Here is a 21,410-nt window from a genome sequence, read left to right on the forward strand (position 1 = left end):
TTAGTTTCCTTGCGGCAATCCGTTCAGCTCAGCCTGGGTATTTTCAGGCGACACCAGCAGAGTAATTTCCACCCGGCGGTTACGGGCACGGTTTTCCGGCGTATTGTTAGGTGCCACTGGATTAATCTCGCCGCGGCCTTCCGCTTTCACACGTTCAGGTTGAGAGAGGCTTCCCTGCAGCATTTTCTGAACTGACCGGGCACGTTCCAGTGACAGTTCATAGTTAGAGGCAAAGCGCGCGCTGCGAATTGGCACGTTGTCGCTGTAGCCCACCACCAGAATTTTACCGCTGACGTTATTCATGGCCTGTGCAATACGGTTTATCACCGGCTCATAACGGTCACGTACCACGGTTGAGGCGGAAGCAAACAGGCCGTCCCCTTTCAGGATCACCACGCTACGGTCCGCTTCATCTTTTACCGCAACCAGACCGGCTTCAATTTCCGGCTTCAGGAAACCACGCAGGTTCAGCACCGCAGGCAGCTGGCGGGCAGGTTGCTGGATAGTCGTTTCGGGAAGCTGTGACTGATAAATTTTTGCTAATACCGGGTTGGTACTATCGCCAAGCCGCCAGTTAAGCACGATATAGAACAGGCAGGCGATAAACCCGGCCAGCGCCACGCAGGCCCACAGAGGTACCATGGGTCGCCATAGCTTGCGCAGTACCGGACGATCTTCCGGATGCGGAGAGAGCTGTGGCGGGTAACTGCCACGCACGCCGCGAATCATCTGCCACAGCCGTTGCTTGATGGTTTCAAGCTGGGTGCGGCCATTATCCAGCACTCGATAGCGCCCCTCGAAGCCGAGCAGCAGGCAGTAGTTGATCATCTCCAGCAGCAGAATATGTTCGCGCGGGTTTTGCGACAGACGCGCCAGCAGCTGGAAGAACTTTTCGCCGCCCCAGGTTTCGTTATGAAACGTCACCAGCAGACCATTGCTGGACCAGACGCCGCTGCTGCCCCAGGGGGTAAGCGCAGCGGCCTCATCAAGTGCCGTACACAGGCAGTAACGTGCCCCGACGATCACCTCATAGGCCAGACCGGCCTGCTGACAGCGCACTTCGAACCGGCGGATCTCATCGATCAGGCGCTGGCGCAACGCCACCTGATCGTCATGTGATACCGAATGACGGATTTGCGGAATCGCATTGAGCAGCGGATTGGCGGCCGCCACCAGCTGATTGTTGCTACTGGCTCCGGTAAACGCGGCATCACTGCCGGTATCCTGTCGTTCCTGCATATTAAGCGCTCGCTTTATTATTCAGTCGGGCTACGGATGGCCCAAAACTCCATATCAAGTCCCGGGAACTCGCCTGCGAGATGCAGGGCGAAAGCGCCGGACTTATCCATCTCGTGCCACAGCTCGCTCCCCTTCTCCAGCTCGAAGTAGCTGTAGCCTGCATGCCAGGGGATCTGCGGCGGTGCGACCGGCATGGCGCGCAGCATAATGCCAGGCAGTTGCAGCTGAACCAGATCGCGAATTTTCGAGACCGGCGCCACTTTCATCTGGGCAGGGAAATGGGTTTGCAGGTGTTCGCCCGGCACGTTGGCTTTGACCGCCAGCACGAAACCGAACTCACGCACCATGCTGGTTTCCGGCACGGTCGCGATGTTCAGACCGTGGGAACGCTCGTTAAGCGGCAGCTGAATGGCATGGTCTTCCATCACCAGAGATAGCCCCTGACGCAGCAGCATCATCAGTTTGCTGAAGCAACCCGCGAGGTCGTCGTGATCGTAAATCGGCAGCACGCTTTCAGCGGTACGCTGAGACGCCCAGGTGGCGAGCTCGGTCGCAAACGGCAGCCAGCTGCGCCAGAGTGTTTCCGGATGCAGCAGCGGAAGCGTTTTTAAATGCGAAACCTCGCCCAGATGACGGTTCACCAGTGAGAGCAGCGTGAATTCAATCAGTTCCGAGGTATTAAAGCGGCCAGGCTGGCGCAGACGACCGCCAATTTGCTGGCTGCGCTGCACCAGTAAGCCGTGCAGATCGTTAATCATGCTGTAGATCTGCGGGCTGTTATTGGCATTCAGCATCGGCGGAATGTAGCTGCTATCGAGACGCACGTGGTTATCGTTGCGTTTCTCGGTCACAAACGCCACGCCGATAGCGGTCCACTCTGCCGTTACATCTTTTTCCAGCATCAGGGTCAGACGCAGACGGCCAAACTGCACGGTGGCATCGCCTACCGACATGGCGTTGTCGTCTTCCACCTCTTGCTCAAAGGCGATGAAGCGCGCCAGCGAGGCTGGCTCGTCACTGAAGATCACCTCTTCTCTCTCTCCACGGCGAACCGGCAGTGCGAGCACCACCTTTTCATTGGTGAGATTGTCAGGGATTTTCAGCGGCACCGGACCATTGCGGCCATTGCGCACCTGGAAAAAGGTTCCGTCAGGCAGCAGTCCACTGCAGTAGCTCAGGGCAATGCATCCCTGGCGCAGCATCGCTTCGTCCAGCTCAACGTCGAGAAAGCCCCAAAGGTATGAACGCTGCAGCGCACCCCATTCACGAACGTGGTTGAGCAGATAGCTTTCAGTCCGCTGAAAATGGTGTGGGCGCAGGAACATGCCTTCGGTCCAGACGACCTTTTCTGCTTTCGTCATGATGATGTAATTCCTGTTATGAAGCGCGTTACTGGCTGATGACCCGGATGCCATTCACGTCGAGAAACACGTTGGCCTGGAGTTCATCCGCTGACCATTTCCAGAACTGGTAGATATGGTTTTCGCCTGGCACAGGCAGAGGGAGTGAAACGCGCCATTTTTTGCCATCCAGCATCTGATATTCCGCCATCACACCAATGTAGCGGGCGTCGGGAGAGCTCTGTCCACTCAGGGTTTTCGAGAGCTGACCCGGCATCAGGAAGAAAACATCGCTGTTCAGCAGATTCGCGCCAAGCGTGGCTGACGCGTTGTTCTGCAGGGAATAGAAGTCGCTGGACATGAAATCCGCATCGGATTTCAGCAACAGCACTCTGACTTTTAGCGGCGCAGATTCATTGATTTGTGGATGAGCCTGAAACTGCAGATTGTAGCGGGAAGGGTCGCTGTGTGAAGACGACGTACAACCACTGACAAGGGCGAAAATCGCCGCGTAAAAGACGGACCACAACCAATGAAAATTTTTATTATTCATAAAAATACGCTCTGGGACGCGGTTTAGTTCAGGATCCAGGTACCGTTAGCGCTGTCTTTGCAGGCTTTGCTGTTACCGTCCACATCAACACAGGTTGCCTTCTTACGCACTTTCGCACGCTGGGCCTGCTTACGGACGGTCGCTTCGTACTGATCGGCTTTGATCACTGCGCGCATCGGGACGTAGCCAATCAGCTGATCATTTCCCTCATCGGCAAGCGCCATCCAGTAGTGCTCAACCTGACCCAGGACCACATACGTTTTACCGGTTTCCAGGGTACGGATTACCTTTCCGCCGAAGTCAGGACGGCTCATCAGCGAGGCCGGATACATGGCACGATACGGCTCATTGAGCTGAGTAAACTCTGCTGGAGGTAAAACAGCATGACGGTGGGTTAACGTGACGCCATTGACCTGGCTGGTCACGATCGTGTCGTCGTTGATCACAGGTTTCTGCGGCGCTTTACAGCCCGCCACCGCCATTACAAACAGAAGTGAAAACAGTACGCGCATTTTCATATGCTTTTCCGTAGCGATATTTCGATGATGGAGATAAAGGGGATGAAGTTTGACTTAGGTGCTATTGTTAAAATAGTCAGTATATTTTCGGGGCGTTACTATTTAAGGGCATAGCTACCGCACGAGCCCTTCAGAATAAGGCCCAGCGTCTTCCTGACATATTTTGACAAACGGTAAGCAAGTTTACATGAGCTTGCCACCAATTCAATATTTACCGCTTCATAACTGATGGTTAATGAAGCACTCGAGACATTATAGGATTAATCTGAGAAAAAAATACGATTTAGCTAAAATCGTCTATTCCCCTCAAGCAAAAATCACATATCTATCTGATTTAAAATAAAATTCCACAAAAGAGAATCACTTTCATTAACGCAATAACCCTATTACTGCTACTACCATAATTAGTAGAATCTGGCTTTATGCGGGGCGAAGAAAATATATCCAATATGAATTATTTGTTGCATTATCGAGGTAACTTTCAATTTCAGCCAGACCTGTCTCAATATATGAAATTGTTTCAGGGAAACTGAGAAAAGTTAATTTTACACCTCAAAATAAGTTTGTCTTTTAATCTCCTTTTCGGATTTAATCTGGTAATTTTCCGATATTAACAATTAAGCACAGCTACATATTTCTGGTTAAAGCGACGATTAATTTGCACCGATTCCTCCTGTCTGCAGGGGTCTTCGTCGCCCTGCCCTTCAGCCACCTTCATCTGAAATTTAACGCTGACTTCATCATCGCTTCGCTTTCGCCATAGCGCAGAGTGAACAGGTGATAGATAAGATTTATTATAAAAATGATAAAATTTCGTTATAATTTCTTTAAATGTTTACGCCGATTAGCTTGTAAGCCACTGTAAAATATCGCCATTCAATTCAATGCATTTAACTTTGCTCTGGCCTCTGGTAACAGACGCCATCATTGTTTTCGCTTATTGGCAAACCCGGTGGTTTATGGGCGCAGGTGATGTCATGACCGCACAAGTCAGGAGTTGGTATGAATAAGAAAAGACGCTCAGTTCCCGGTATCAGGCACTATGACGGCCCAGCCGGTGGCTGGGGGGCGTTAAAGGCGACGGCCATTGCGGTACGTACCCAAATGGATACGCTGGATGCCCCCGCAACCCTGCTGCGCACAAACCAGCCTGACGGTTTTGACTGCCCTGGCTGTGCGTGGCCCGATAAAGAACACAAATCCACGTTCCAGTTCTGTGAGAACGGGGCGAAAGCCGTCACCTGGGAAGCCACCAATAAACGCGTCACCACGGATTTTCTCGCCAAAAACAGCGTGTCCTCGCTGCTGGCTAAATCTGATTTTGAGCTGGAAGGTTACGGTCGTCTCACCCATCCCCTGCGCTATGACCGGGCAAGTGATACCTTCCAGCCAGTGGAATGGGACGACGCTTTCCAGCGTATCGGTGAGGTGCTGCGCGGGCTTGAGCCTGACCAAGTCGAATTTTATACCTCCGGCAGAGCCTCGAACGAAGCCGCGTATCTGTTCCAGCTGTTCGCCCGCGAGTACGGTACCAATAACTTCCCCGACTGCTCGAATATGTGCCATGAAGCCACCAGCGTCGGTTTACCCCGTTCCATTGGTATCGGGAAAGGGACCGTCTCACTTGATGACTTCGATAAAACGGAGCTGGTTATCTCCATTGGTCATAACCCTGGGACCAACCATCCGCGGATGATGGGCACGCTGCATGAGCTGGCTCGCCGCAACGTACCGATTATCGTTTTTAATCCCCTGCGCGAGCGCGCGCTGGAACGTTTCGCGGATCCGCAAAGCGTTATTGAGATGGCAACCTACAGCTCTACCGATATCGCCTCCACCTATTTCCAGGTGAAAGCCGGGGGCGATGCCGCTGCGTTAAAAGGGATCGCAAAACACCTGCTGGAGATGGAGAACGAACGCGGAAACGTGCTCGATCGCGCCTTTATTGCTGAACACACCCAGGGCGTTGAGGCGTTTGCTGCGGACATTGCGCAAACCGACTGGGAGGCCATTGAGCGTGAATCCGGGTTGAGCCGGGCAGCGCTCAAATCCGTGGCCGAGGCCTACGCAAAATCGAATGCCACCATCATCACCTACGGGATGGGCATCACCCAGCATAATAAAGGCACCGCGAATGTCCGCCTGATCGCTGATCTGTTGCTGTTGCGCGGTAACATTGGCAAACCCGGCGCGGGGATATGCCCACTGCGCGGCCACTCGAACGTTCAGGGTAACCGCACCGTGGGTATAAGCGAGAAACCGACACCGGCATTTCTCAACCGCCTGAAGGAGGTATTCGGTTTTGAGCCCCCTGCTCACCACGGCCATGATGCGGTGCAGGCAACGCAGGCCATGATCGACGGACGTGCAAAAGCGCTGATCTGTCTGGGGGGAAATTTTGCGGTGGCGATGCCCGATCACGAGAACGGTTTTCCGGCAATGAATACGCTGGATCTGAGCGTGCACATCGGTACCAAGCTCAACCGCACCCATTTGCTGGTGGGTAAAGAGACCTTTATTTTGCCGTGCCTCGGTCGTACCGAGCTGGATATCCAGGCCACCGGACGCCAGTCCATTACCGTGGAGGACTCCATGTCGATGGTGCATGCCTCTTCCGGCAAGCTGAAACCCGCCTCTCCGCGCCTGCGCGCTGAGCCGGCCATTGTCGCCGGAATGGCGCAAGCCACCCTGCGGGAGACCCGCGTGGACTGGATGACGCTGGTTGAGGATTATGACCGTATCCGCAACCTGATTGAGCAGACCATTCCGGGCTTCGAGAATTACAATGAACGGATCCGCATTCCCGGTGGTTTTCGCATGCCGCTGCCGCCCACAGAACGTATCTGGCCAACGGCGACGGGCAAAGCGATGTTTTCGGTTTTCGACGGCGTCAATGAGAACGCCAGTGGTGAAGGCGATAATGTGCTGCGCCTGATCACGCTGCGCAGCCACGACCAGTACAACACCACCATTTACGCCCTTGATGACCGCTACCGCGGCGTCTTTGGCCGTCGCGATGTGCTGTTTATGAATGAAGATGATATGGCACAGTCAGGCCTGGAGCATGGCGATCGCGTGGATATCGAAACCGCCCTGCCGGGGAGCGTTCAGCGTCTGGAAGACATTACCGTTGTGGCCTACAGCATTGCGCCGGGTTCCGTCGGAGCCTACTACCCGGAGGCCAACGTACTGGTTCCGCTTGATTATCTGGATAAGGACAGCGGTACGCCGTCTTATAAATCGGTTCCGGTCCGCCTCATCCTGCGTTCGAAAGAGATCCGCGTGCTGTAAGGCTTTCAACGCAGAGAAATACGATGGATATAAAACAGTTAAAGTACTTAATCGCACTCGATCAGACCCGGCATTTTGGTAAAGCAGCCTCGCAGTGCAACATCACCCAGCCGACCCTCTCCATGCGTATTCGCAGCCTGGAAGAGGAGCTGGGGCTGGTGCTGATTACTCGCGGGCAACGTTTTGAAGGCTTTACGCCCGAAGGCGAACGCATTCTGGCATGGGCGCGCGCGGTACTGGCCGCTCACGACGGCCTGCAGGCCGAAGCCTCGCTGTGCAAAGGGCAAGTGGTGGGTGAATTGCGTCTGGGAATGGTGCCGCTGGCCAGTGTGGATCCGATGATCTTTATCCGCCAGCTGACGCAAAAATACCCGGAGCTGACCTACAGCCTCTACTCAATGTCCTCGCAACAAATTGCCGACGGCGTCAGCCGGAATCAGCTTGAACTGGGGATTTGCTACCTGAACAGCATTGACACCCGTCCGTTTGACATTATCCAGCTGCCAAAAACCGAAATGGGTTTGCTGCACGATATCCGCCATTTCCAGCTGGATCAGGAGACGCTGACCTGGCAGGAACTGATGGCATTTCCGCTGGGGTTTCTGACCAAGGGGATGCATTATCGTGAGCATATGGAGGTGAGCTTTAAATCTGCTGGCATTAATCCCGAGTCTGTCTTTGAAAGCGACTCCACTTTCCAGATCATTCAGGCGGTACAAAGCGGCGTCTGCTGTGCCGTGATGCCGCTGAACAACGGGCTGGAGAACCTGAACAGCCACTTCCGGATAACCCCCATAACCGACTCGAACATCGAAGCCCCGATCGGCCTGATCATGCGTCGACAGGCCCCCGTCTCCTCACTGGCACTGCGCTGTTTCACCGACGCGCAGGCGCTTTATCTTGCAGAGAACAACGGCATTGAGTGAGGTGATAACGCGTCAGTCGAGCAACACCGAATAAGACTGACGCGTCACCACACTGAACCCGCCGATCAGCACCGCCTTGCAAACGTCCCGGTATTGCGGGGCATTCACCAGCGTGTTCAGCGCATCACGGAGAGCGTTAAGCGTTTCAGGGGATGTGTTGTGCGCGGTAATCAGCGGTAACCCGGGTGTCAGGGGAGTACTGTCGATCGCCGCCAGCCCGTCGAGCAACGCCGGTTCATGACGCTGCAGTAACGCGTACGTCACGCAGTCGATAGCGGCGATATCGCCCTTACCCTCTTTTAGATCAATCAGCGACTGGCGATGGCTGCCGCTAAAGGTCGTCCGGGCAAAATAATGGCCATCGGGTGCAAGTGGCGCCACTTTTTTTCGCAGCGCGTGATAACCGGACTGCGAATCCGCAGAATTGCATACCGCCCATCGGCCGCGAAAATCAGCCACTGTCCGGGTACGCTTCTGGGCGCGCGTCACCAGAAGGCTACGGTAATAAAACGCTTCGCAGCCCGGCGCCTGGTAGTGAAAACAGCCCACGACCTGTACGTCCGGCAATTGCGTCATCAGCGGGTAGCCGCAGGTCTGGCTGAGGACAAGCCCGGGCTGCTGCCAGTGGGCCAGCAGAGAATCATCGGGTACGCCCTCGCTCACCGGCACGCCGCGTTCGGCAAGCAGGTGCTGTACCGCTCGCCAGAGGGCATCGGTGTCGGCGCGATTGATGGCATACATCGGAAACGCCAGCGGGTTACTCATGACTTCCCTCGTGTTGACGCCCTGGGTGAGCGGTGACGTTGACCGCCCGCCCCCAGAACTGTCGCATCCATTCACTATAACCCCTGACCACAAAACCATGGTTACGCTTCTGGTACGCCGCCCGGTTTTGCAGATAGACGCTTTTTAGCCCATACCACGGAACACCCGGTAAATCGTGATGGACTGAATGGTAGTTAAGATTTAAAAACAGCCCCCGCCAGAACAGCCCTGCTTCGTTGATGACAGAACGCGCCAGCGGATCATCCGCCGCGCGATGTTCATAAAAGGAGCGCACTTTAGTCAGCGCCAGCGCCGGATAACTTACCGCCAGCACAAACCAGACGGGCGAGAAACCGTTGTGCATCATCCAGGCAAACAGCGCTGCCAGCAGCGACGCGTGGACGAGCCACATTGCCATTGCGCGCAGGTGAAGATGGCGAAACGCCGTCACGGCGCTGGCCAGGGTCTGCAGAATATCCAGCAGCGGTGCCAGCAACAGCCGGCCGCAGAAGGTATTCCGTGCATGGATCACGCGCTTGTGCCAGGGCGAAAAGCGTGCCCAGCTCTCCTCGGTAAAATAGTACGACTCCGGGTCATCCACCGGGATCGTCAGGCTATCGTGGCGATGATGGGCAAGATGAGAGTCCCGGTACAGACCATACGGATACCACACCGCCAGCGGAAGCGTGCCAAACAGCGCGTTAAGCCAGGCAAAGCGCGTGGGATGGCCGTGGATCAGTTCATGCTGGAGTGACATATACCAGGTGGTAAATCCGATGAGCAGCAGCGTAGCGGGCAGCAATCCCAGCGTTTTCCAGTACGCCAGCGTGGCAAACCAGCCACTGTAAAGGGTGATGATGACGATCCACGTGGGCAGTTCGCTTCGCCACAAAAACCCCGAGGCGAGGTGGTGAATTTGATCGCGTTGTTGCGGATGTAAATAGAGGGAGCTTCGTTTACCCATGCCTTCAGACGCCGTTTCGCCAGAGAGAATGCCCTGACGATCGGGGAAAACGCCGGAAATAACAAAGAACTTATATCGCTTTGCTTTGCCAGAAACGCGGGCAGCGCGAGATCTCCCTCTCGTTCGCAGCTTGACTTATTTTGCAATAAAGGTACTTTTCAGGACATGAAGAAGATCCTGATTATCGTCCCTGACGGCGGCATGCTGTTTGAAGCCGCCGGTATCGCAGACATTCTGATGCAGGCGAACCGGCTGCATCCGGAAGGCCTTGCCCATCCCTGTTACCGCATTATCATCGCCACCACCCAGCCTCACCAGGTGATCCACGGCCAGTCCGGCCTGAATCTGCTGGCGGATTATCGCCTGCCGGAGCTGGATCCGCGTGAACCGCTTGATACGATTATTATCACCGGCCGCGGAATGAACGAGCAGGAGAGCACGGCGGTGGTGGACTGGCTGCACCTGGCTGCGCCACACGCGCGGCGGATAGCCTCCATTTGCGGCGGCGCGATGCTGCTGGCCCAGACCGGCCTGCTTGATGGACGCCGGGCGACCACCCACTGGCGACTGCTGGAGAACCTGCAAACCCAGTACCCGGCCATCCATGTGGAAGGTGGCCCGCTGTATATTCAGGACGGTCCCATCTGGACCTCCGGTGGGGTTAGCTCCGGGTTTGATTTAACCCTGGCGCTGGTGGAAGACGATTACGGTTTTACCCTCGCTCGCGAGGTGGCGCAGGATATGGTGATGTATCTGCGCCGCCCCGGCGGGCAGCTCCAGTTCAGTCGCTATAATCTTCAGCAGCCCGGCACATCCGGCCCGATGAGCGACCTGCAAACCTGGATCCTGGAGAACCTGACCGCTGACCTGTGCGTGGAAAATCTGGCGCAAAAAGCGGCGATGAGCCCGCGCAATTTCACCCGCGTGTTCACCCGTGAAACGGGCGCCTCTCCGGCGCGTTATGTCACCGAAGCACGCCTTGCCGCCGCCCGGCAACTGCTTGAACAGACCAGCAACCCTCTCGAACGCATTGCTGAGCAGAGCGGGTTTGGCAGCAGCATCAATTTGCGTCGCGTCTTTGAGAAACAACTCCACCTCACGCCTGGCGAGTATCGTCAGCGCTTCCACTGTCGCAAAATGGCATAATGTGATCCTTTTTTGTCGTTTACGCCATCCGGCCTGACGCCTACAGTGACTCCAGACAACAGAGATAAGGAGTGCACTATGGTTAAGGTCGGCATTAACGGTTTCGGCCGTATCGGACGTAATTTCCTGCGCGCGGCACTGGGTAACCCGGATGTGCAGATTGTGGCAATTAACGATCTGACGGACAGCAAAACCCTCGCCCATCTGCTCAAACATGATTCCCTTCTCGGCACGCTGCCGGCTCCCGTTGAAGCCGCGGATGGTGCGCTGCAGGTCGATGGCCAGCGGATCGTCGTCTTTAGCGAACGCGATCCGGCGAATATCGCGTGGCGTGACGCCGGCGTTGACGTGGTTATAGAAGCCACTGGCTTCTTTACGGAGCGGGAAAAAGCGGCCGTGCATATCACGCACGGTGGGGCTAAGCGCGTCATCATCTCCGCCCCCGGCAAAAACGATGACCTGACGGTGGTCATGGGCGTCAACCATGAACAGTACGATCCGGCTCAGCATTACGTGGTGAGTAACGGCAGTTGTACGACCAATGGTCTGGCCCCCGCCGCTCAGGTTCTGCATCAGCAGTTCGGTATTGAGCATGGCCTGATGAACACCACGCACGCTTATACTAACAGTCAGGCACTGCACGATCAGCCAGAGAAGGATCTGCGCGGTGCACGTGCGGCAGCGCTGTCGATTGTGCCTTACTCCAGCGGTGCGGCGAAAGCGCTGGGGAAAGTGATCCCCTCACTTGACGGTAAACTGACCGGGTATTCCCTGCGCGTGCCGGTTCCGGTGGTGTCGATTGTGGATTTGACGGTAACCCTGAGCCGTGATGTTACCGCCGAGGAGGTGAATGACGCCTTCCGGAAAGCCGCTGCCAGTGGCCCCCTGAAAGGCATTCTGGGTTACAGCGATGAACCGCTGGTTTCCAGTGATTATCAGGGCGACCCGCGCTCGTCAATTATCGACGGGCTCTCCACCCTCGTGATTGGCGGCAAAATGGTGAAGATCCTGGCGTGGTATGACAACGAATGGGGATTCTCAAACCGTCTGGTGGATCTGGCGGTGCTGATGGATAAGAAAGGGTTGTAATCTTCCCCCTGCACCCACTCTGAGTGGGTGTCGCTGCCCGGTAGCCTTTCGCTGACCGGGCACGCGTTCGTCACTCTGCTTTGACTTTCACGCCCATAAACACAATTACCATGGCCGTCACCAGCAGGAAACCGCTGCCCGCGAAGACGCCGCTGGCACCGTTGAGGTCGAATACCGCCCCGCCCACTGCCGCACCGGCGCTTATCGCCAGCTGGATAGAGGCCACCAGCAGACCACCCGCACTTTCGGCTTCATCCGGCACGGTGGTGGCAAGCCACGTTGACCAGCCCACCGGTACCAGACCAAACGCAAAGCCCCACAGCGCAACCAGTAACCCGTCCAGCATCGCCAGATGACCAAACGCCACCATGGTGAGAGCAAGCACGCCCATCGCGAACGGTACCAGTGCCAGCGTCAGGCGCAGGTTACGCGCCAGCAGATGCCCGGCGACGGAGGTGCCGATGAAGTTGGCAATCCCAAAGCCCAGCAGGATCAGCGAGATGCTCTCCACGCTCGCCTGCCCCACCGTTTCAAGGAACGGACGCAGGTAGGTAAAGAAGGCAAAGTGGCCGCTGAAGATAAGAATGGTCGCCAGCATGCCGCCAATCATCCCCGGACGACGCAGCACGCGGAACAGCGTACTCAGGCTGCCGCTGCTTTCCGGCTTCATGGACGGCAGTACCCAGAGCTGCCACAGCAGCGCCAGCATGCTCGGCAGAATGCAGAGAATAAAGACGTTACGCCAGCCAATCAGGCTACCCAGATAGCTTCCCAGCGGCGCCGCCACCACCGTCGCAATCGAGACGCTGGAGAATATCACCGCCAGCGCTTTCGGCACTTTATCGGCGGGCACCAGGCGCATCGCCGTGGCGGTCGACATCGCCCAGAATCCCCCGATCGCCACACCCAACAACAGCCGGCCCATCAGCAGGACGTGCAGCGTGGGCGCAAAGGCCACCAGCAGGCTGGAGATGATCTGCAGCACCGAGAAGAACATCAATACCCAGCGACGGTCGATATTTTTGGTGGCCGGCGTGATGAGCAACCCGGTGACCAGCGCCACCAGCGCAGTGGCCGTCACCGCCTGTCCGGCCATCCCCTCGGACACCCCCAGGCTCGCGGCCATCGGCGTCAGCAAACTGGCGGGCAGGAATTCTGCTGTGATCAGGCCGAATACGCCAAGCCCCAGTGAGTAGACGGCTCGCCAGGCGGGTTTTGCAGGCGTGACCGCCTCTCTCGCCACGACACATGAATTCATCTGTTGTTCTCCCGTTATAAAAATGTGACAACTGTCGCAAAAGCATAGTGGGTTCACCCTGGACGATCTATGACATATAATCTCCACTTATTGATTATTCGTCCGGAGTTGCGTCATGACCGCTCAGTCACCCGATTTGATCAGCGAACTTTTGCGGGGCATGCGCCTGTCGGGCGTGAAATACCGTCGGATTGAGGCCAGCGCGCCGTTTGGCGTGGCGTTTCACCAGGCGCCCGGCAAAGCCCAGTTCCATTTTGTCAGCCACGGCAGCGCCCTTTTGCGTATGGAGAGTGGCGCCACCTTCACGCTGAATGGCGGTGACGCCCTTTTTATCCCGAACGGCAACGCCCATGCCCTGCTCTCTGACGAGCACGCCAGCATTACCCCGGTCAGTGCATTCCCCAGCGAGCCTATCTGCGGTTCGGTCTGCGCGATCACCTGTGAGCCGTGTCCGGAAAGCGAGAACATCATCATCTTCAGTGGATGCATGGATTTTGAACTGGGTGGGATGCAGCCGCTGATCAAGGCGATGCCGGAAGTGATGATGGTGAGCCGGCTGATGTCCACATGGCCGGAAATTCATCCGCTGCTGGCAGCGATGGAGCGGGAATCAATGACCCGCCAGGCCGGATTCGCCGGGATCCTCGCGCGACTTGCCGACGTGGTGGCCGCGTTGATCGTGCGTGGCTGGGTTGAAGGAGGCTGCGGCAAAGCTACCGGCTGGGTGCAGGTATTGCGCGACCCGCGTTTGAGCCGGGCCATTTACGCCATGCATCAGCAGCCAGGCCTGAACTGGAGCGTGGCGGATCTGGCGAAAGAAGCGGGCACTTCCCGCTCCGTGTTTGCTGAACGTTTTCTGGCGGCCACGGGAACCACACCGGCAAAATATCTCAGCGAACTGAGGATGCGGCTGGCCATTCAGTACATCCGCCACGAAAACCAGCCCATTGAAACCGTCGCGTTGCGTCTGGGGTACGGTTCACTGGCCGCGTTCAGTCGGGCATTTAAGCGCATTATTGGGCATGCGCCGGGCACGTTGCGCGAGACCAGCCAGACCCCGGAAGAGGTCTGAGCCAGGCGTTAGCGCTGCGTATTTTTTGCCAGTCGCCTTTCGCGATTTAATTATGGGGCGTGCTAAGGGAGCACCTTGCGCTATTCCGGAATAAAAGAGCATTCCGCGCATTTTATTATCGCGCCATGATTTGCGCCCGTTGATTAAATTAAAAGCAATATAATTATTTATCATAAAAAAGAATTATCTTTCATCGAGATAGCAAATTCTCCCATTCCCTTCCGGCGCATAACAAGACGGTAAATTGTCTGGTTATGCGCAAAATGGGATATTCGACACGCGAAGCGGCCAATATTCGTCTAAGGTTTTCAGGTGATTGATAACAGCGGCAACGCTGCTCAGCGAATACAGGAGATGAACCGATGATAAGACCTCGTACACTACGCCCTGCTCTTTTGCACCTGGCTTTGGGCGGCGCGTTACTCGGTGTGACAACATGGGGTTATGCGGAAGAACACCTCACCACCCAGACAAGCTCCCCCGATATTTTACTTGGTCCTCTCTTTAATGATGTGCAAAGTGCCAAACTGTTTCCCGATCAAAAGACCTTTGCTGACGCCGTGCCGAAAAGCGATCCGCTGATGATTCTGGCGGATTATCGGATGCAGCGCACTCAGTCTGGCTTCGATCTGAAGCACTTTGTGGAAATGAACTTTACGCTGCCAGCGGAGGGTGAAAAATACGTCCCGCCTGCCGGGCAAACTTTACGTGCACACATTGATGACCTCTGGCCCGTGCTGACCCGCACCACCGATAAAGCGAGTAATAAGTGGGATTCCCTTCTGCCGCTGCCTAAACCCTATGTCGTACCTGGTGGACGTTTTCGCGAGGTCTACTACTGGGACAGTTATTTCACCATGTTAGGTCTGGCTGAGAGTGGCCACTGGGACAAAATCAGCGATATGGTGGACAACTTCGCTTACGAGCTGGACAGCTGGGGACATATCCCGAACGGCAACCGCAGCTACTACCTGAGCCGCTCCCAGCCTCCGTTCTTCGCGCTGATGGTCGAGTTACTGGCGACCCATGACAGCGATGCGCTGAAAAAATACCGTCCGCAAATGGAGAAAGAGTACGCCTACTGGATGGAGGGGGCCGACACGCTGCAGGCCGGACAAGCCAACAAACGTGTAGTGAAGCTGGACGATGGCTCAGTACTCAACCGCTACTGGGATGACCGCGATACGCCGCGTCCTGAATCCTGGCTCGACGATATAACCACCGCTAAAAGCAATCCTAACCGACCGGCCACGGAGATCTACCGCGATTTACGCTCAGCGGCCGCCTCGGGGTGGGACTTTAGCTCCCGCTGGATGGACGATCCGCAAAAACTGGGCACGATCCGCACCACCAGCATTGTGCCTGTCGATCTTAACGCCCTGATGTTTAAGATGGAAAAACTGCTGGCCAGGGCAAGCCAGGCATCCGGCGATACCTCCGCTGCCAGCAAGTATGACGCGCTGGCGACCGCGCGTCAGAAAGCGATCGAGAGCCATCTGTGGAATGATAAAGAGGGCTGGTACGCGGATTACGATCTTAAGAGCAAAAAGGTGCGTAATCAGCTTACGGCAGCCGCACTTTATCCGCTCTATGTGAAGGCGGCTTCGCAGGATCGCGCTGATAAGGTCGCTGCAGCGGCATCGTCACGCCTGCTCAAACCGGGCGGCATTTCCACCACCACCATCAACAGCGGCCAGCAGTGGGATGCACCTAACGGCTGGGCACCGCTGCAATGGGTGGCGACGGAAGGGTTGCAGAATTACGGACAGGATAAGGTGGCAATGGATGTGACCTGGCGCTTCCTGAAAAATGTTCAGCATACCTATGACCGCGAACAGAAGCTGGTAGAGAAGTATGACGTTTCGAGTACCGGTACAGGGGGCGGTGGCGGTGAATATCCGCTGCAGGATGGCTTCGGCTGGAGCAACGGCGTGACGCTGAAAATGCTGGATCTGGTCTGTCCGAAAGAGAAACCGTGCGACAGCGTGCCGGAGAATCAGCCGGCGGCAAACGATGCTGTCGCACCGGCGAAAAGTACGGCGCAATAAAGCGGCCATTCCCTCACCCTCTCCTACCAGGAGAGGGTGAATGGGCCGACTTACGGGGTTTAACAGGGCGTCAGAAGCTGTAGCTCGCGCCTAACTGATAGGTTCGGTCACGCCCAATCCAGCAGTTGGTCGCATCGTAACAGGTCAACGTCTCTTTATTGGTGATGTTCTGCGCGCTCGCTTTGAGGGTCAGCCCTTCGAGCGAAGGCAGAATTTCACCCATCCGATAGGATGCCGCCAGATCGTACTGCGTGGTGCCACCGAGTTTACCCGCGTCGTTCGCCGGTGAAATCTCCATCGGCCCGGTGTAGCGCGCCCCGGCTCCCAGCATCAATCCTTTCAGTGGCGTATTCTCAAAGGTGTAATCCCCCCACAGGTTGAATGCATTTTCCGGCACCTGCGTAGGGCGTTTGCCCTGATACTTATCGTCCTGCGTATTGATGGCGTGGGTGTATGCATAGTTGGCAATCAGGTTCAGATTGTCTGTCGGACGGCCAATCACAGACAACTCCGCCCCTTTAGACTCCACTTCGCCGGTCTGACGATAGTTCAGGAAGCCGGGATCGGAAGTGACGACATTCTTCTGGCGAATACTAAACACCGAGGCGGTAAAGGTGGTGGCGTATTCTGCCAGCAGATATTTCACCCCGCCCTCCACCTGCTTGCTGGTGGTCGGCTTGACCTCTTTCGCCGTCAGGGTTCCCTGCGGCGAGACCGGGGCAAACCCTTCTGAATAGCTGATAAACGGAGAGAGACCGTTGTCGAAGGCGTAGAGCGCGCCCAGTCGTTTGGTAACACGATCCTGCGATACCCACGCCTTGTCGCCGTTATGCAGATAATCGGTGGTGACGGAGCGATAATCATCATAGCGCAGGCTGCCCAACAGATTTAAGCCGCCAAACTCCACTTGATCCTGCAGGTAATACCCATTCTGCTGATAGCTCAGACGGTTTTTCTGCGCGGTATACAGCCCCAGCGCATCCTCATGGACCTGTGAATAGTCCGGATTGCGCATATCAATCCCCGGTGTTGTCGAGGCATAGCGGTAGTGGAAGTGGGAATTCAGCTTTTGGTAATCAAACCCGGCCAGCAGATGGTGTTTCCACTCACCCAGCGCAACGGTTTTGGTCACCTGATTATCAATGTTGAAGCTCCGGAGATCTTCATCCGTGGTGTAGGCAAAGCGGTTAAGCTGATTGACTTCACTGCCCGGCCCGGTTGCATAAATACTGCGCTGGTGGGTATCGATGTCAAAATAGCGTGCCTTCTGGTTAAAACCCCAGCCGCTGTCAAATTCATGTTCAAAGCTGTAACCCAGCATCCACTGGCGCTGTTTAAACCCGCTCCATTCGTCGCCGGCATAATCCCGCTTGCCCGCATATTTCGAACGCAGCCAGGCGAGCGGCAGCGGGTTAGACGGCGTCAGGCTTGGAGAGTTTTGCGCCAGCGCATCAAGGGTGAGGCGCGTTTTGTTGTCCGGTTGCCAGGTGACAGACGGCGCAACCAGGTAGTTTTCATACCGGGAGGTGTGCGGCTGATCGTCACTCTCCGTCGCTTTCCCCAGCAGACGGTAGTTCCAGTCGCTATTGGCAATTTGCCCGGTCGAATCCAGATACCCCTCTTTCAGGTTGCGGTTGCCGGTGTTAAAACCCAGTTCGGTCCGTGCGGCTTGTTGCGGTTTTTTACTCTGAATATTCACCAGCCCACCCGGCGAGGCTCCGCCGTACAGTACCGATGAGGGACCTTTGAGGATATCAACGCTTTCAACCAACAGCGGATCGATGCGGGCTTTGGTATTGCCGGTGACGTTATAGGGTAACTGCAGCCCGTTGTAGAACTCCTGATCGACGGTAAATCCGCGAATTTTATATTCGCTCATGTAGGAGGTGTTTCCGCGCACCTCGGTCGACACACCCGGTGCATAGCGCAGGATCTCATTCACGGAGTTCGCGTGACGTTTATCGATTTCCTGTGCCGACAGGGTATTGATCACCTGCGGGGTTTTACTCTCGGCAACGGCTGATTTTGTTGCGCTGTTCGTCCAGCCGGGCAGTACGCTGCCCTGCTCTGAGCCCGTGACTACGATGGTTGATTCTTCGGCAAACGCCTGTACCTGCAATGCCAGCGTCACGGCTCCTGCCAACGCGCATAACGTGAAACGAGAGGGGTTCATAAAGTCGTCTTGTGATTAAATGTAATCAGGAACGACAATTATTATCATTTCGATTAGCAAATCAATATGCACGTAAAAAAACGGCCCTCCTTGAGAGCCGTTTTAGTGAAGTTATGCCCGTCGCAGTAACCTGAAAATGCCCAGCACCACAATGGCACCCACGACAGCCACCAGGAAACTGTGCAGGTCAAAACCGCTGATGCTGCCACCAAAGCCAAACATCGTCGCCAGCCAGCCGCCTACAACCGCCCCCACGACACCGAGCACACACGTCAGTATGAAGCCGCCGCCATCATTTCCCGGCATGATAAGTTTAGCGATAGCGCCAGCAATTAGACCAAAGATAATCCAGGCGATAATACCCATAGCGATGCCCTCTTGCAGGTTTAATGCATGCGCAGAAAACCTTCTGCGCAGGTAACTTAAGTATAGGTCATCCCTGGAAAACTAATTTCATCTCACCGACTTATCTTCTCTGCAATCTGAAAAAAAACTCATCGGTTTGTATTAAGTTTCATTGTGCAGTGCCGATAACGCAAAGACAGTCTGTCATCTATCAAGGAGCCATCCGGCGTGAGTAATTACAGTGAGCAGTTCCTCAAGCAAAATCCGCTGGCTGTATTAGGGGTATTGCGTGACCTGCAAAAAGGTGAAGTGCCGCTGCGCATCAGCTGGTCAAACAATCAGTTCATCAGCAAGATCCTCGACGTCTCGCAGGAGCGACTGGTTATCGATCTGGGCAGTCAGGAGTATGAAAACCGCGCCGCACTGAAAGCAGAGAAACTCGCGGTGATGGCAGAGACCCACGGTGCAAAAGTGGAATTTGTGCTCCCGCGCCTCGAAATGAGCGAATACCAGGGTCTTCCCGCGTTTGTCACACCACTGCCTGCCAACCTGTGGTTTGTGCAGCGCCGGGAATATTTCCGCATCAGCGCCCCCCTTCACCCTGCCTATTTTTGTAAGGCTAAAATGCCGGACAAAAAAGAGCTCCGCTTCCGCCTCTTCGACCTGTCGCTGGGCGGTATGGGCGCGCTGATGGATACGCCGAAACCTGACGGACTGGTCGAAGGCATGCGATTCTCGCAAATTGAACTGGATATGGCCGGCTGGGGACGGTTTTATTTTGATGCCCAGTTGATTGCCATCAGCGAGCGGAAGGTGGTGGACAGCAAAAACGAAACGATTACCACGCCGCGTCTGAGTTTTCGCTTCCTGAACGTCGGACCCGGTTCAGAGCGCGAACTGCAGCGCATTATCTTTGCACTGGAGCGCGAAGCACGGGAACGTGCGAATAAAGTTCTGTGAGGAAAACGGGCAGCGTGACCGCCGCCCGCCTGCGGCATTACATGGCATCCATCGCTTTCTGTACTTTCCAGATGTAACGCGGAGCCTGTGGTGCCGGATGATTTTTCGCCACATGTTCAACGAATTCATCTTTGTCCATGCCGTTAATCTCTTCTATCGCCTCTTTACGGTCAGAGGAGAAGGTTCGCAACAGCGCCCCGGCCCCGTTGACGTAAGAGACCACCAGCGCGTATTGCATCACTTCCGGGTCGTCGATGCCCTTCAGTACGCCATGCTCCAGAATGCTGAGATAGGCTGTCCCCATGGAGATATTACGCTCCGGGTTCTTCAGCTCGCTGGTCGACGGCTGACCGCTCCAGCCCATGTAGCGGTAGACCTCTTTACCTGCGGTAGACGCTTTAAGCTGCATCAGCCCCACTGCGTTTGATTTGCTGACAAGCGTGGGATTACCGCCGGATTCAACGGCAATGATCGCGGTGATAAGACGCGGACTGACGCCCCATGCCTTCCCGGCTTGCTCGCTGATCGGCATCCACTGCATGGCCCGTTTCACCGGCACTTCCGGGTTCCAGGGCGGATTTTGATAGTCATGTCTGGAACTACAGCCCGCAAGCAACACAATCAAAAAAGCAAACCATCTCAATTTCACGTCATCTATCCTTATAGCCGGTCATCGCAGTGCGCTGCCCCTTGAAGCGGGCAGCGTATAAGCGGCATGATATAGACAATTAGTTTCTCATTCAGCAAGGAATTGCCATGTCTCAGTTTCATCTTATCGCACCGTCGGGCTACTGCATCAATCAGGACGCGGCACAACGGGGCGTTCAGCGCTTACTGGGCTTCGGCCACCAGGTAGAAAATCAGACGATTATCCCTCGCCGCCAGCAGCGTTTTGCCGGAACCGAGGCCCAGAGACTGAATGATATCAACAGCCTGGTGAACCTGAAGGGTGAGGATCGGATCGTGCTTGCGGTGCGGGGGGGCTACGGCGCGAGCCGGTTACTGGAGAGCATTGACTGGCAAGGTCTGGCACAGCGTCAACAGCAGGACCCGCTGCTGATATGCGGCCACAGCGATTTCACGGTCATCCAGCTTGGGCTGCTGGCACTGCATAACGTCATTACCTTCAGCGGCCCGATGCTGGCCGGAAATTTTGGTGCGCCGGCGCTCGATGCGTTTACCCTTGAGCATTTCTGGCGCGCCCTGCGAAACCCAACCTACAGCATAACGTGGCAAGGCCAGGGGCCGCACTGGGCCTGTGAAGGCCAACTCTGGGGTGGTAACCTGGCAATGCTGGTCTCGCTCATCGGTACGCCGTGGCTGCCGGACATCGAAGACGGCATTCTGGTGCTGGAAGATATTAACGAACATCCGTTCCGCGTCGAGCGCATGTTATTGCAGCTTTATCATGCCGGGATCCTTGAACGTCAGTCAGCAATCGTGCTGGGCAGTTTTAGCGGTGCGGCACCCAATGATTACGACGCCGGTTACTCCCTTGAAACGATGGTTGATTTCATCCGTTCCCGTCTCGATATCCCGGTTATCACCGGTCTGGATTTTGGCCATGAGCAACAAACCGTAACCCTTGCGCTGGGGGCACATGCGTCCCTGATACATGATGATTCAGGCAGTCGGTTAACTATAAGCGGTCATCCGGTCATAAAGGCATAAAAAAGCCGTTAAACCCCTTAATAAAACGCTGTTGCCGTGGTTAATATGTTAG

Annotated in this window: 18 protein-coding genes; 8 read left to right on the top strand and 10 right to left on the bottom strand. The window is 55.7% G+C overall.

Going from position 1 to position 21,410, the window contains the following annotated elements:
• From QMG44_RS09375 to QMG44_RS09390, 4 genes are read right to left on the bottom strand one after another with little or no spacing between them, the layout of a single operon-like run.
• Positions 1 to 1,239: a DotU family type VI secretion system protein gene (locus tag QMG44_RS09375; protein WP_014170554.1), complete on the bottom strand. Its 1,239-nt coding sequence runs from the start codon at positions 1,237 to 1,239 to the stop codon at positions 1 to 3.
• 17 nt (positions 1,240 to 1,256) lie between these two features.
• A complete protein-coding gene (gene tssK / locus QMG44_RS09380) occupies positions 1,257 to 2,600 on the bottom strand; it encodes a type VI secretion system baseplate subunit TssK (protein WP_040017749.1) in 1,344 nt (447 codons plus the stop codon).
• A 28-nt stretch (positions 2,601 to 2,628) separates the two neighbouring features.
• Positions 2,629 to 3,132 carry a type VI secretion system lipoprotein TssJ gene (gene tssJ, locus QMG44_RS09385; RefSeq protein WP_014170556.1) on the bottom strand — a complete coding sequence of 168 codons (504 nt, stop codon included), beginning with the start codon at positions 3,130 to 3,132 and terminating at the stop codon, positions 2,629 to 2,631.
• Positions 3,133 to 3,155: 23 nt separating this feature from the next.
• Complete coding sequence (locus QMG44_RS09390; RefSeq protein ID WP_014170557.1) at positions 3,156 to 3,650, bottom strand: hypothetical protein; 495 nt, start codon at positions 3,648 to 3,650, stop codon at positions 3,156 to 3,158.
• Between the two features lie 1,002 nt (positions 3,651 to 4,652).
• Here QMG44_RS09390 and QMG44_RS09395 point away from each other — a divergent pair.
• Together QMG44_RS09395 and QMG44_RS09400 are read left to right on the top strand one after the other, a co-directional pair.
• The gene (locus QMG44_RS09395) at positions 4,653 to 6,941 is read left to right on the top strand and encodes an FdhF/YdeP family oxidoreductase (protein WP_086532380.1); all 2,289 of its coding nucleotides are present in this window, start codon (positions 4,653 to 4,655) and stop codon (positions 6,939 to 6,941) included.
• 23 nt (positions 6,942 to 6,964) lie between these two features.
• Positions 6,965 to 7,867 (top strand): LysR family transcriptional regulator, encoded by a 903-nt coding sequence (locus tag QMG44_RS09400; RefSeq protein WP_020883452.1) that lies wholly within the window; start codon positions 6,965 to 6,967, stop codon positions 7,865 to 7,867.
• A gap of 12 nt (positions 7,868 to 7,879) precedes the next feature.
• Here QMG44_RS09400 and QMG44_RS09405 read toward each other — a convergent pair whose 3' ends face one another.
• Together QMG44_RS09405 and QMG44_RS09410 are read right to left on the bottom strand one after the other, a co-directional pair.
• The gene (locus QMG44_RS09405) at positions 7,880 to 8,632 is read right to left on the bottom strand and encodes a phosphate/phosphite/phosphonate ABC transporter substrate-binding protein (protein ID WP_086532379.1); all 753 of its coding nucleotides are present in this window, start codon (positions 8,630 to 8,632) and stop codon (positions 7,880 to 7,882) included.
• The gene (locus tag QMG44_RS09410; protein WP_086532378.1) at positions 8,625 to 9,596 is read right to left on the bottom strand and encodes a fatty acid desaturase; all 972 of its coding nucleotides are present in this window, start codon (positions 9,594 to 9,596) and stop codon (positions 8,625 to 8,627) included. Before QMG44_RS09410 ends, QMG44_RS09405 begins: the two co-directional genes overlap by 8 nt.
• Before the next feature lie 165 nt (positions 9,597 to 9,761).
• Between QMG44_RS09410 and QMG44_RS09415 the strand changes: the two genes are divergently transcribed.
• Both QMG44_RS09415 and gap read left to right on the top strand, forming a co-directional pair.
• The gene (locus QMG44_RS09415) at positions 9,762 to 10,742 is read left to right on the top strand and encodes a GlxA family transcriptional regulator (protein WP_086532377.1); all 981 of its coding nucleotides are present in this window, start codon (positions 9,762 to 9,764) and stop codon (positions 10,740 to 10,742) included.
• Positions 10,743 to 10,820: 78 nt separating this feature from the next.
• Positions 10,821 to 11,831, top strand: a complete 1,011-nt coding sequence (gene gap / locus QMG44_RS09420; RefSeq protein ID WP_040017756.1) for a type I glyceraldehyde-3-phosphate dehydrogenase — start codon at positions 10,821 to 10,823, stop codon at positions 11,829 to 11,831.
• A gap of 70 nt (positions 11,832 to 11,901) precedes the next feature.
• Here gap and QMG44_RS09425 read toward each other — a convergent pair whose 3' ends face one another.
• Positions 11,902 to 13,089 carry an MFS transporter gene (locus QMG44_RS09425; RefSeq protein ID WP_032678410.1) on the bottom strand — a complete coding sequence of 396 codons (1,188 nt, stop codon included), beginning with the start codon at positions 13,087 to 13,089 and terminating at the stop codon, positions 11,902 to 11,904.
• A gap of 115 nt (positions 13,090 to 13,204) precedes the next feature.
• Here QMG44_RS09425 and QMG44_RS09430 point away from each other — a divergent pair, with 115 nt between their 5' ends.
• Complete coding sequence (locus QMG44_RS09430; RefSeq protein ID WP_086532376.1) at positions 13,205 to 14,161, top strand: AraC family transcriptional regulator; 957 nt, start codon at positions 13,205 to 13,207, stop codon at positions 14,159 to 14,161.
• Between the two features lie 362 nt (positions 14,162 to 14,523).
• Complete coding sequence (locus tag QMG44_RS09435) at positions 14,524 to 16,209, top strand: alpha,alpha-trehalase (RefSeq protein ID WP_063156551.1); 1,686 nt, start codon at positions 14,524 to 14,526, stop codon at positions 16,207 to 16,209.
• A 70-nt stretch (positions 16,210 to 16,279) separates the two neighbouring features.
• On the opposite strand, the gene QMG44_RS09440 is transcribed toward QMG44_RS09435, so the two are convergent.
• Together QMG44_RS09440 and QMG44_RS09445 are read right to left on the bottom strand one after the other, a co-directional pair.
• Positions 16,280 to 18,382: a TonB-dependent siderophore receptor gene (locus QMG44_RS09440; RefSeq protein WP_086532374.1), complete on the bottom strand. Its 2,103-nt coding sequence runs from the start codon at positions 18,380 to 18,382 to the stop codon at positions 16,280 to 16,282.
• A 111-nt stretch (positions 18,383 to 18,493) separates the two neighbouring features.
• On the bottom strand, positions 18,494 to 18,748 hold the full coding sequence (locus QMG44_RS09445; RefSeq protein WP_010432765.1) for a GlsB/YeaQ/YmgE family stress response membrane protein: 255 nt from the start codon (positions 18,746 to 18,748) through the stop codon (positions 18,494 to 18,496).
• Between the two features lie 207 nt (positions 18,749 to 18,955).
• Here QMG44_RS09445 and QMG44_RS09450 point away from each other — a divergent pair, with 207 nt between their 5' ends.
• The gene (locus QMG44_RS09450; protein WP_020883443.1) at positions 18,956 to 19,687 is read left to right on the top strand and encodes a flagellar brake protein; all 732 of its coding nucleotides are present in this window, start codon (positions 18,956 to 18,958) and stop codon (positions 19,685 to 19,687) included.
• A gap of 37 nt (positions 19,688 to 19,724) precedes the next feature.
• Here QMG44_RS09450 and emtA read toward each other — a convergent pair whose 3' ends face one another.
• Positions 19,725 to 20,336 (bottom strand): membrane-bound lytic murein transglycosylase EmtA, encoded by a 612-nt coding sequence (emtA, locus tag QMG44_RS09455; RefSeq protein WP_014170571.1) that lies wholly within the window; start codon positions 20,334 to 20,336, stop codon positions 19,725 to 19,727.
• Positions 20,337 to 20,443: 107 nt separating this feature from the next.
• On the opposite strand from emtA, the gene ldcA reads away from it, so the two are divergent.
• Positions 20,444 to 21,358, top strand: coding sequence for a muramoyltetrapeptide carboxypeptidase (gene ldcA / locus QMG44_RS09460; protein WP_014170572.1), 915 nt, complete (start codon positions 20,444 to 20,446; stop codon positions 21,356 to 21,358).
• Positions 21,359 to 21,410: the final 52 nt, after the last annotated feature.

The organism is Enterobacter sp. 200527-13 (assembly GCF_027924865.1).
GTDB classification, from domain to species: domain Bacteria; phylum Pseudomonadota; class Gammaproteobacteria; order Enterobacterales; family Enterobacteriaceae; genus Enterobacter; species Enterobacter ludwigii.